The sequence below is a fragment of the Arthrobacter sp. efr-133-R2A-63 genome, from assembly GCF_030209795.1.
In the GTDB taxonomy this organism is placed as follows: Bacteria; Actinomycetota; Actinomycetes; order Actinomycetales; family Micrococcaceae; genus Arthrobacter; species Arthrobacter bambusae_A.
This window is the reverse complement of the sequence record NZ_JARVRG010000004.1, coordinates 248414-260551: the sequence shown is the minus strand read 5'-3', so window position 1 is coordinate 260551 and position 12138 is coordinate 248414. Positions and strand designations below refer to the sequence as shown.

Annotated in this window: 7 protein-coding genes; 3 read left to right on the top strand and 4 right to left on the bottom strand. The window is 60.5% G+C overall.

Features of this window, described 5'->3' with window-relative positions; genetic code table 11:
* Positions 1 to 23 precede the first annotated feature (23 nt).
* Both QRN45_RS01805 and QRN45_RS01800 read left to right on the top strand, forming a co-directional pair.
* Positions 24 to 2009, top strand: a complete 1986-nt coding sequence (locus QRN45_RS01805) for a DUF6541 family protein (protein WP_308196801.1) — start codon at positions 24 to 26, stop codon at positions 2007 to 2009.
* 47 nt (positions 2010 to 2056) lie between these two features.
* Complete coding sequence (locus QRN45_RS01800) at positions 2057 to 2935, top strand: aldo/keto reductase (RefSeq protein WP_241709231.1); 879 nt, start codon at positions 2057 to 2059, stop codon at positions 2933 to 2935.
* A gap of 77 nt (positions 2936 to 3012) precedes the next feature.
* On the opposite strand, the gene QRN45_RS01795 is transcribed toward QRN45_RS01800, so the two are convergent.
* The 4 genes from QRN45_RS01795 to glf form a co-directional block, all read right to left on the bottom strand.
* Complete coding sequence (locus tag QRN45_RS01795; RefSeq protein WP_241709229.1) at positions 3013 to 3744, bottom strand: ABC transporter ATP-binding protein; 732 nt, start codon at positions 3742 to 3744, stop codon at positions 3013 to 3015.
* Between the two features lie 2 nt (positions 3745 to 3746).
* Positions 3747 to 4640 carry an ABC transporter permease gene (locus QRN45_RS01790; RefSeq protein WP_078108397.1) on the bottom strand — a complete coding sequence of 298 codons (894 nt, stop codon included), beginning with the start codon at positions 4638 to 4640 and terminating at the stop codon, positions 3747 to 3749.
* A complete protein-coding gene (locus QRN45_RS01785; RefSeq protein ID WP_372489666.1) occupies positions 4637 to 6517 on the bottom strand; it encodes a glycosyltransferase in 1881 nt (626 codons plus the stop codon). The genes QRN45_RS01790 and QRN45_RS01785 overlap by 4 nt, the downstream gene beginning before the upstream one ends.
* A gap of 143 nt (positions 6518 to 6660) precedes the next feature.
* Entirely contained in the window at positions 6661 to 7848 is a 1188-nt protein-coding gene (glf, locus tag QRN45_RS01780) for a UDP-galactopyranose mutase (RefSeq protein ID WP_078108395.1), read from the bottom strand.
* A gap of 210 nt (positions 7849 to 8058) precedes the next feature.
* On the opposite strand from glf, the gene QRN45_RS01775 reads away from it, so the two are divergent.
* Positions 8059 to 12129, top strand: a complete 4071-nt coding sequence (locus QRN45_RS01775; protein WP_284762282.1) for a type VII secretion EssC family protein — start codon at positions 8059 to 8061, stop codon at positions 12127 to 12129.
* Positions 12130 to 12138 lie beyond the last annotated feature (9 nt).

The following is a 12138-nucleotide window of genomic DNA, read 5'->3' as shown; positions in this document are numbered from 1 at the left end:
CCTTAGTAATAGGTGGAGTCCAATTGAGTTGGTATTCAACGCTTCCAGTATTTCTTGCCAGTTTGGCAGTCCTCTTTGTACCCGGAAGCTTGATCGCAGCGGCATTGGGCCTCCGGGGCTTGACCTTCCTTGCCGTGGCACCAGCGCTCAGTGTCTGTGCTGCCGCCTGCACGGCCATTGTCCTCCCCTTCCTGCGACTCTCTTGGTCCCTAGGGCCTGTCGTCGTCGCGGCCTTGGTCTTGGCCGTTGTCCTGTACGGAGCAAGCTATCTCACGCGAGACAAACTCGCCATGCGATCTCGCTGGCGATTCGAGCGTCCCAAAGCGGGTACATACGCGGCGGTAATCGGATTCTTGATCGGTGGTGTGTCTATCGGGATACAACTGGTCGATGCATTCGACCGACCCGATAACATTTCCCAGACTTTTGACAACGTCTTCCATCTGAACGCCATTCGCTACATTCTGAACACTGGCAATGGATCGTCACTGTCCATAGCTACCATGACCAGCGGCGACAACCCGCCATCGTTTTACCCGGCGGCTTGGCACGATCTCGCATCCCTCGTGGTCCAAATTACCGGCGCACCAATCAGCGTTGCGGCAAACATCCTGAACATTTGCATTGCTGCGGTTGTCTGGCCTCTCGGCTGCATGTTCCTCACACGGGCAATTGCCCGTCCCAGCGCCTACGTCGTTGCCGCTGCAGGCATCCTCGCCGCCGGCTTCAGCGCGTTCCCGCTGTTGCTTTTGGACTTTGGTGTGCTTTACCCAAATTTCCTTGCCTTAAGCATGCTCCCCGCCGCCTTGGCTAGCGTGGCGGTCTTCTTCGCGGTCGGTAACATCGATGGAATCCCAGTGATCGCCCGCTTCTCTTTGGCACCAATCCTTGCGTTGGGCCTCGCGATCGCGCACCCCAACGGCATGATGTCGTTGATCGCCCTCTCGGTCCCGATCCTTCTCGCGAGCTACGTTTGCTACTGGGTTCGCCGGAAAAACCAAGGCGCCGGCTATGGCCGAGTAGTCATCCTTGGTGCAGCTTTGGTGCTTGCCCTCGTCACCATCGTGGTGATGTGGAAATATATTCGACCGCCGGCCGAAACCGCCACCTGGGCGCCCGTCCAAAGTGCCGGCCAAGCCGTTGGTGAAATCGTGACGAATTCACCTATGCACCATGCCCCGGCCTGGGCAGTAAGCGCGTTGATGCTTCTGGGACTAGCAGTTGTGGCGCGGAGTCGGCACAACTTGTGGTTCGTGGGGTCGTTTCTCGTCTCTGCCGTATTGTTCGTCGTGGTCTCCGCAGGAACAGACCAATGGTTCCGGAACGCACTTACCGGTGTCTGGTACAACGACAGTTACCGGCTGGCGGCGTTGCTGCCAACAGTTGCCGTTCCCTTTGCAGCCATCGGTTTGGCCTGGTTGATCAGAAGAATCCAACTCAGCTGGCTCTCAGGGTGGGAGCGCGGACGGAGGTGGTTCGGATCACAGAGCCGTCCTAAAACAGTCAGTGCTCTGGTGATCCCTGCGGGTCTCCTTGCGTTGTTTCTCCCGCTTCAAACGCTTCCGCTCGGTGGCGAAATTGCTTCGGCTCACAACATCTACTCGACGGCCCCGGATGCCCCCTTGGTGAGCAGGGACGAGATGACTCTCATTGACGAGCTGGATAATTACGTTCCACAAAACGCAACAATCGCCGCGAATCCGTGGACAGGGGCCGCAATGGCCTTTGCGCTGGCCGATCGCAACACGACATCCAAGCACACACTCGCTGCGTACACTCCCTCAGTCCTCATGCTCAACGACCGACTCAAGGACGCCGCGAGCGACCCCGAGGTGTGCAATGCAGTCCATACTGCCGGCGTTGGCTATGCGTTGAATTTCGGGACCAAAGAGGTCCATGGAGGCGATCACGGATTCAAGGGACTCCTGATCGAAAACACAACTCCGGGCTTCCAGCTTCTCGCGCAGGTCGGTGAAGCGAAGCTGTTCAAGGTGACTGCTTGCGGCTAATTTGACCATTCAAAGGTTCGGGCTGTTACGAGAGCAGGAGTGCAAGAATGCTGGAGCGAAGGCCATTCGGTAGTACCGATTTGAACGTCTCCATCGTGGGGCTCGGAGCCGGCCAGATCGGCGAGAGTGATGTCACCGAGGCCGAAGCCTCCGAAGTGCTTAACGGAGCTCTGGATCTTGGCGTTACGTTGATCGATACCGCCAACAGTTATGGCTTGAGCGAAGAGCGTATCGGGAGGCACCTCGGCCGACGTCGGAACGAGTTTGTGTTGTCAACCAAAGGGGGCCATGGGATCAACGGCGAACCGGATTGGTCCTCGGGCAGCGTGCTTGCGAGTATCGAACGGTCTTTGCGTTTGACCCGGTCTGAACGAATCGACATCTTTTTCCTGCACTCCTGCCCGGTTGAGATTCTGCGACGCGGTGAGCTGCAAGAGACGCTGGACGAAGCCGTCGCGGCTGGCAAGATCGGCGTCGCCGGCTACAGCGGAGACAATGAGCCGCTCGCATTCGCACTGGAGTCCGGGCGGTTCGGTGCTGTCGAAACCAGCGTCAACATCGCCGACCAGTGGAATCTCAGAAACTTGCTCAGCGACTATCCCGGACCGGGAGTGATCGCCAAGCGCCCGATCGCGAACGCGCCGTGGCGGTTCCGCGAGCGACCGACCGGGCACTATGCGGATCTCTATTGGCAACGGCTTCAGTTGCTCGACCTTGATCCAGGCGAACTTGATTGGGCCGAACTCGCCTTGCGCTTCACGGTGTACGCCCCTGGTGTCCACACGGCAATTGCCGGCACGGCCAAGCTGGACCACCTGCGAAGGAACGTCTCAGCCGCCAGCCGAGGCCCACTCCCGGCCGCTACCTTGGAACGCATCGACCGCGCTTGGCGCGGCGTCGGCTCCGACTGGCCGGCATCAACCTAAGATCCAGCGCCTCTTAAAGGCGTAAAGACGCCCCGCCAAAAGCGGGGCGTCTCACTCGTTGGTCTACAACGCGCTGTTTAGACTTGGCTGCGAAGCTGGGCCACTGCGGCGTCGATGGCTCCGTCAAAAACAATGTTTCCGTGCTTGAGAACCACACCGCGATCACAAATACGGGAAACAAGTTCAAGGTCGTGACTGACGACGACGAGGGTCTTGCCTGCCGCGGAAAGCTCCTTGATCCGGGCGAGGCACTTACGCTGAAACGGCTCGTCTCCGACGGCCAGGATCTCGTCCACGAGGAATACCTCGGGATCCGTGTGAACGGCGACTGAGAATGCCAGACGGAGGTACATGCCAGACGAATAGAATCTGACTTCCGTATCGATGAACTCGCCGATCTCGGAAAATTCCACGATGGAGTCGAATTGTTCGTCGATCTGGGCTTCCGTCATTCCCAGGATCGCGCCGTTCAGGTAAACGTTTTCCCTGCCCGACAAGTCATGATGGAACCCCGCGCCTACCTCAATAAGGCCTGCGACTCTGCCACGCGTCCGCACTGAACCGCTATCAGGCAACATGACCCCTGAAATATGCTTGAGCAGCGTGGACTTGCCGGACCCGTTCAAGCCCAGCAGCGCGACCGTCTCGCCTTGTTGGATTTCAAGATCGACGTTGTGAAGGGCATGGAACTTCTTCGAGATATCACCCTTGCGACCGGTGACAAGCCAGACAATGGCCTCCTTGAGGGAGCGCGTATGCCTCAGCACGAACTGTTTATTTAGCTTCTGGACTTCAATAGCAACAGACATCGTCACAGCTCCTGCGCGAATCGGCCCTCAAGCCGGCGGAAGACCCACTGGCCGAGAACGAGAACTGCAAGGGAAACCACGATTCCCACAGGAACCCAAAGGGGCAAAAGATTTGGCGGCATGGGGGCGGTTTCATCGGTGGTTGGAAGCCAGAAGGCGTAATGAAACGCTTCGACGCCGATGGTAATGGGATTGACTTGGTAGACGGCGTACCAGCTCGCGCCGAGTTTGCTCTGCACCATGGTCCAGGAGTACATGATGGGAGAGGTCCAGGTCGCGACCATCAGCAGCATGTCCACGATGTTCTCGGAGTCCCGGAAATAGACATTCGCAGAGCCAAAGAGGAGTCCCAAACCGGTAGCCAACATGGCCACGATCACGAAACCCGCGATGGCCGCCACAAGCTGCAGCAGGCTCGGGTGCCATCCGGCGAAGACACAGGCGACAACCAGGACAATCAACTGCGGAATGAAATGGACGGCCGAAACCCACACTGAGGCGACGGGGAATAGCTCGCGCGGCAAGTAGATCTTCTTGATCAGACCGCCGTTGCCCACTATGGAACGGGCCGCGTTGCTGAGCGCCTCGGTGAAAAAGTTGATCAGAACGATTCCGGAGAACAAGTAGACGGCGTAGTTTGCCAGTCCATCCGGATTTCGAGCGCTCTTCTCAAGTCCCAGGAAAACGCCCAAGGCAATGTAGAAGACGAGGAACTGAACGCCCGGCTTTACGTAGGACCAAAGCAGCCCAAGAACCGACCCCTTGTAGCGGATCTGCAATTCTTTCCGAACAAGGAGTTTGAGCAGGAAGCGCTGTCTAAACACGTCGGCGAGTCCGCCCCCCACGCCCGGGCGGACGAGCGGGGCGGTCTCACTGAAGTCACTCGCAGTTGTCACCCGTTGGCCTTTTCCTGCGGAGTCGTAGTGGTCACCGCGTCGAAAGTCTCGCGCCACGCCTGCTGCGACGTGAACTCGGGCAGGCTCCGGGAATATTCCTCGGAAAGTTTTTCCCAGTCCTGGAGAAGCTGCTGGTGGAGCTTGATGCTGCGGGCCATCATATTGCGGAAATGCTCAGGATGGCGTTTGTACCAGGATGCACCGGTTCCATCAGCGGAAGAGACGATTGCCGAGTCCAGCTGCGACAGTCGCCACCAACGGGCATCCATTGCCGGAACGAGGGCCTCCGGGTGCTCCAGGGCTCCCGGCCTTACGCTTTGTACCTGACGAACCCCTGCGGAGGCAGCGGTCGCAAGGGCAGCGAAAATAGACTTCGGCGAAGATGGCTTCTTTCCGCGCTTCGGCGGCTTCACGCGCTTTACTTGCGGGAAGGCTGCTACTTCCTTCGTGATACGTGCGTCATCGAAGTCTGCACGTCGCGCACGAATTTCAGGGAGCTTGGTCCGAATTGTCTGGTGCAAGTGGGAAGGTCCCTTGAGCAGGTCCTCCAGGGCATCCAAGCGAAGCTCGACCGCCGAGTACTGCATCGACAACAGGTGCTTGACATCAACCATGAAGCTTTGGCGCGGCAGGAATCCGCCCTTTTTGTAGGGCGAGTAGACCAGGGCGGCAAGCCAGCGGTTTCGCTGGTGGAAGTAGGCCTGCCAGTCGATCGTGTCATCCTTTTCGGTCCACGGCATATGCCAGACAGCGGCGCCCGGGAGGGTGACTGTCGGGTAGCCGTGGCGGCGGGCACGAATGCCGTATTCGGCGTCGTCCCACTTGATGAACACGGGAAGAGAGAGTCCGATGTCGCGCAGAACACTGGTCGGAATCAAGCACATCCACCAGCCGTTGAAGTCCACATCGATCCGGCGATGCATCCACGGCGTCGTGCGAAGGTTGCTCGCCGAAAAATCATGGGCTTCTTTGGTGCTTTCGACCGCGCCCCATTGGAACTTGTACTCGTTGACTTCTTCGCCGAAGCTGTGCATCACCGAGCGTTCATACAGGTTGAACATGTGACCGCCGACGATCGACGGCTTACGCGTGAAGTCAGCGAAGTTGATAGCGCGCAGCACGCCCTCTGTTTCGATGATCACGTCATCGTCCAACAGCAGCACGTATTTGCTCCGGCCATCTTCAACCGTCTCGTGCATGCCGCGGGCAAAGCCGCCCGAACCACCGAGGTTGCCCTGCTCAATCAGTGCGAACTTATCCCCGAGTCGCGCGGCAGCCTCATCAAAACCATCCTGGTCGCGTACCTTCTGCGTACCCTGGTCGGTGATCAGGAGCCGGTCCATGACATCCAGGAGTTCAGGAGAATCGGCAAATGTCGAAAGGTGCTTGACGCAGAAATCCGGGCGGTTAAAGGTAGTTACCGCGACTGTGGCGGTGCCTGCCTCGAATCCTTCAGGCTTCCTTACGGACCATTCGGCACCGAGGAGCTTGACCTGTTCAGAGGAAGCCACGAGGTCAAACCAGTACCAGCCGCCATCGCCGAAGTTGGCCAGCGGCAGAACAACATCAACCGGCCGTCCAGCGTCTACGCTGATGCTTTCCACCCTGTTCGAGGTGCCCCTCGCGGTGGACCGAAGAATCACAACAGTAGCCGGGGCATCAACGGCAACCGTAAGCCGCACACTCGTGACATCGGTGTGAGCTCGCCAGTAGCTCGCGGGGAAGGCGTTGAAGTACGTGCCAAAGGAAATGCGTCGGTACGCCGGCAAGTGCAGCTGGCGACGATTCTCAATGAAGTCCGAACGAATCTTTGCACCAGTGGAAGTGACAGCCGTGACGCCCGAGCCCGACTTGGAAGTCTGCGATTCCTCGGACACGACCCGCTGAGCCGCGTTGAAGTCCAAGTACAAGGGAAGTGTGTCAGAGTCGCCATCCGTCGGGAAGACAACGCGATGGACGGTTTGCCATTCTTCGCCCAGTCCGGACGCAGCGTCCTGGTTCGTGGGTTCCGTTGAAACGCTCACGCGTCCACTCCTCCGCTTTCAATTTCTGCGCCGCTTTCGAAGTGCGGACGGATCTTGTTGTCAAACATGGACAGGGCAGAACCTATGGCCATGTGCATATCGAGGTACTTGTAGGTGCCGAGACGACCACCAAACAGGACGTCCTTTTCGGCGGCTGCGAGATCGCGGTACTTCAGCAGCTTTTCGCGGTCATCCGGGGTGTTGATCGGGTAGTACGGCTCATCGCCGGTTTCTGCGAACCGGGAAAATTCGCGCATGATGACGGTCTTCTCCGTCTGGTAGCCGCGCTCCGGGTGGAAGTGGCGCGGCTCGATGATCCTGGTGAACGGGACGTCGGCGTCGTTGTAGTTGACAACCGACGTTCCTTGGAAGTCGCCCATGTCCAGGACTTCCTCTTCGAAATCGATGGTGCGCCAGGACAAATCTCCGGCGACAAAGTCGAAGTAGCGGTCCACAGGTCCGGTGTAGACGACGGGAATCTTGCCGACGACCTTGTTCTTTGAATACTCGTGGGACTCGTCAAAGAAGTCCGTGTTCAGTCGCACTTCGATGTTCGGGTGCTCGGCCATCTTTTCGATCCACGCCGTGTAGCCGTTGGTCGGCAGGCCTTCGTACTTATCGTTGAAGTATCGGTTGTCGTAGTTGTACCTGACGGGAAGGCGCGAAATGATGCCGGCCGGGAGATCCTTGGGGTCCGTCTGCCACTGCTTGCCGGTGTAGTGCTTGATGAATGCCTCGTACAGGGGGCGGCCAATCAGCTGGATGCCCTTGTCGTTGAGGTTCTGCGGGTCGGTGCCCGCGAGCTCGCCAGCCTGCTCCTTGATAAGGTCCTGCGCTTGGCTGGGCGTCAGGTTCGCACGGAAGAACTGGTTGATTGTCGCCAGGTTGATGGGGAGGGAATAAACCTCACCCTTGTGTACGCCGTACACCTTGTGCACGTAGTTGGTGAAGGTCGTAAACCGGTTGACGTACTCCCATACCCGCTCGTTTGAGGTGTGGAAGAGGTGCGCACCATAGCGGTGCACCTCGATTCCGGTCTGCTCTTCCGTTTCGCTGTAGGCGTTGCCACCGATGTGATGCCGGCGGTCAATGACAACAACCTTCAAGCCCAGCTCAGTGGCGGCCTGTTCTGCGATTGTCAGGCCAAAAAAGCCCGACCCGACGATGACGAGGTCAGCGGTCACAAATACTCCTGGTTCGAATGCGGGCAGCCTAATGATGTGCACTTGCTGCAGGTCAAGCCTACCTGAGATGCCGCATCCAATTGCCGCCGAGGCCGTTCCCCGCCCGCGAACGCACTGTTTTCCACATAGGGAAACTGAGCAGGAACACCCGGTCAACATCACAAATATCGTGGAAGAACAGCAGTCACGCGAGCCGAAGGAGCGGACATAGTGACACTCCATTGCACTCTGGTCCGGGCCCCGCGGGCGCTACGGCAAGGCGAACCCGTCGAACTGGCCTTAGCCGTTGGCAATGGCACCCCCGGCACCGTCGTCGAGGCCGCCGTCGCGGCCGAGTTCGGCGCGGGACAACTGACAGTCGACGGGCATCCACTCAGTGATCTCGCCGTGGGCTCTGCACCCCTCATATCCGGAGCCGTGTTGGTCGACGGCGCTGATTCGGAGGCGCGAAACGATTCGATCTGCAAACGCGGTCCTGCGGCCTTGTCTTTGCTGGTGCACGCCGGACCTGCCGCGGGCCTGGTGGTTCCGCTGGAACGTGGCAGTTACAGGATCGGCAGGAGCAACGCGGATGTTTGCCTGGCGGATCCTGATGTTTCCCGGGTTCACGCGGTCCTGACAATCTCCGAGACAGCGGTCACCATAACCGACAATGGAAGCGCCAACGGAACAGTGGTGGATGGCCGCACGGTCCGCTCCGCCGCTCTTTCAACCGCTTCCAGGATCCGATGTGGCGCCTCGGTCATGTCGGTGGTCTTCGGCGCCGAAGACTTCGGGACGGAATTCCTGGGGACAGCGGGGCAAAGCGCTGCGGAGCCGCTCTCGGTGCGGCGGCGCCATGACGCGGGCAGCCGCACACAGCTTCTCCTCACGGCCGTGCTACCGTTCGTGCTTGGAGTCGGAATGGCCGTGGCCACTGGCATGTGGATGTTCCTCGGCTTCGCCGCAATTTCCGCCATCGCCGTCCTCGCCCCAGCATTGTCGGGAAGACGCGAGCGCCGCCTTCTGGCTGCCGCGATCGCTGCGGCGGTCGATCAAGACCGAACCCGACGACGGCGGTGCTCGCCGTCCGCCGCGGAACTCGTCCATGCCGTCGGCTCAGCCGCTTTCGCCTCAGGAAATCGGGGGCTAAACCAGTCGACGCCGCCAAGAACCGATACAACTCAAGGAAGGTCGGAGAGCCGCGATGTCTGGCTCCGGCTCGGAACGACCCCGCAACAAGCCCGGATTGCGCTCGATCCACCGGACCCGAACTTCCACCCACCGCAGTTGGGCCGGGTTCCGGTAGTTCTGGATCCCTCGATCCAAACCGTCACCTTCGCTGGACCGGAAGCCAAAGTCCAAGGAATGTTCAGATTCCTGCTCATGCAGCTGGCGGCCTTTCCCAATGCAATCAACCTCCGTGTCCTCATACACGGACCGATCGCTCTCTTGCCGTCGAGCGCCCGGTTCCTTCCCCGCGCCACGTTGACCACGGACACCTCTTCAGCCCAGGCTGTTCTTTCCGCGCTCACGGACGGACCGGGGGCGCTGTTTCTCCTTGGGTACGAGCGTGATCCCGCCGTCGCCGCCTTGCGGCTGGCGGCGGTCGAATCCGGCTGGCGGGTCTTCCAGGGCACGGCGAGCGCGGACGAAAGCGATTCCGTAGTCGAGCTTTGGAACAAACGCGCAGTCCTCCGCTCGCACCATTCCGCAACGGAATTCGACCCTGACCTTGTCCCGTTCCAGGTGTTCGACCGCTACTGCCGCTCATTGGCCAGGGTGCCGGGCTTGGCGACGGAAAAGGCGTCACTTCTCCCTTCCACCTGCCGGCTGTCCGAACTGCTTCCCGCCGATCCCCCAAGCATCGGCGCCCGTTGGATCGATTCCTCGGCAGGTGGCGGGCTGTCCGCGGTCATCGGGCAAGGAGTCGACGGACCGCGGTCCCTCGACCTGGTTTCGGACGGCCCGCATCTCCTCCTGGCTGGAACTACGGGATCGGGCAAGTCCGAGCTCCTGCGCACAATCGTTGCGTCGATCGCACTGACCCACAGCCCGGACAGGGTCAACTTCCTGTTCGTCGATTTCAAGGGAGGCTCGGGGCTCGGGCCACTGGTCGACCTTCCACACTGCGTCGGGATGCTTACCGACCTCAGCGAACACGAGCTCGAGCGTAGCCTCACGTCCCTCGGTGCCGAAGTTCGGAGACGGGAAGCGATCCTTGCAAAGGCGGTTGTCCCTGACTTGCCCGCGTACTGGGCCAAAGCAGGGGACGCCGCGGACGGTCCCGGGGCGGGACGAAAAAACCAATCTCCGATACTGCCCCGTCTGGTCCTTGTGATCGACGAGTTCAGGATGCTCATTGAGGACGCCCCCGACGCCCTGGCCGGATTGATGCGGATCGCCACCTTGGGCCGATCCCTGGGAATCCATCTGATCATGGCAACACAACGTCCGCAGGGCGCACTGAGTGCGGACATCCGGGCCAACGTCACCACCAGCATTGCCCTTCGCGTCCAATCGGAACTGGAATCCCGGGACATCATCAGCTCGCCGGCGGCGGCATCGATTCCAGTGTCCCTTCCTGGTCGCGCCTACATGGTTCGCGGAGCGGAAGATGCGGGGCAATTTCAATCAGCGACGCTCTCAAGAAGCGAAACAGCCCGGCCACCCTCGAAGACCATGACCTTGGCGACAGCAGTCTCGCTCCGCTTCAGTGGTTGGTCTGAACCCGCGGAGGCAAAGACTCAGCGTGCCGTTGCAACCCCTGCGGAAGCGGTCCGCCCCATCATCAGGGCAATCGACCGGGTTTGGGACATCCGCGGGCGTAGACCCCTCCGAAGACCCGTTGCACCTCCGCTCCCGGAGTTCATCTCCTGTGACGAGTCCCCCGGCATGAGCTCACTGCCAGGCAAGCACGCAGCAAACGGAACGTCCGCACGCCCGGCAGCCTATCTTGGCTTGGCCGACTTCCCGACGCAGCAACGAGTCGCCGGACTGTGCTGGAACCCGCTCGTCCATGGGAATCTTGGACTCGTTGGCCCTCCTGGAAGCGGAGTTGAAGATACCTGTCGTGCAGCAGCGGCGCAACTTCTTGGAAGTGCCGAGGAAATCCATCTGTACGTCCTTGACGGAGACGGTTCATTCACCGACGTCGAAGCCCAGGGACGCGTGGGGGCAATTGCCCCATTCAGCCACATCAGGAGAGGCGTCCGCATCTTGGAGAGACTCGCTGCCGAAATGTCGGCGCGGCAATCCTCCGGGACCAGTGCCGGGCAAGTCCCCCTTCTGCTGGTCATTTCGAGCTGGGGTTCGTGGATGTCCGAATTGCGCACCGGTCCGCTGGCCTGGGCCGAAGACCTCGTCCACGCCATTGTCCGCGATGGACCAAAGTCAGGACTGGTTGTTCTTGTCACTGGCGACCGCGAACTGGTGACGTCGCGTATGTTCGCGTCCATCACCAACCGGGCGTTCTTTCCCACCGGGACCACCGAAGAAGGGCGGTTGGCATGGCCGCGTTTCGCGGCAATGAAGCCCCTGAAGGGCCGCGCCGTCGTGGTTGGTAGTTTCATCGACGTTGACGCGTCAGCCGCCCAACTCGCGGCGCCCCCTCCGAACGCGGCTTGGCCGTACTGTCTACCCCCAGAGCCTGCACGGCGCCCGTTCCGGGTGGATCCCTTGCCGCAATTCCTCCGGGCGTCGGACCTCGTATCGGACGGCCGAGCCGAAGCCGCTGCAGATTCAAGCGCTCGTCCGCGGGGATCGGTGCTCCTCGGCGTCGGAGGGGACGAGAACGAACCTGCGTGGATTACACTGCCGCCTTCGGCAGTCCTCCTCGCCCTCGGCAGCCCCGGTTCGGGCAAGTCGTCCCTGCTCACAGCACTGACCCTGCTCAATCCAGGCAATCGGTGGCGGACACCACCTAGAGATGCCGATCCTGACGCCTTTTGGGCGGAATTCCACCGCGAAGCAACCCGCAAGCGCGTGAGCACAGAGGTGATCCCGCTCGTGGACGACGTCGAGCGCCTCAACAGCGAAACGGGGATACTCCTTGCTGAGCTTCCCGGCATGGGTTTCACTGTGGTGGCAACTGCCGGGTACAGCCCGGCCCTTCTGCAACGGACGCCCCTTGCTTCCCTGGCCCGAAACCACGGAAGCGGGATCCTCTTGGGCGACAGGCCGCCGACCGCTGGGGATTTCTTCGGCGTCCGCGTCGACGTCGAACAAGCCGCACCGCCAGGGCGTGCAGTCCTGATCGAGAACGGACAAACACGTTCTCTCCACATCGCGGCCCCGAGCTAACGGGATGCG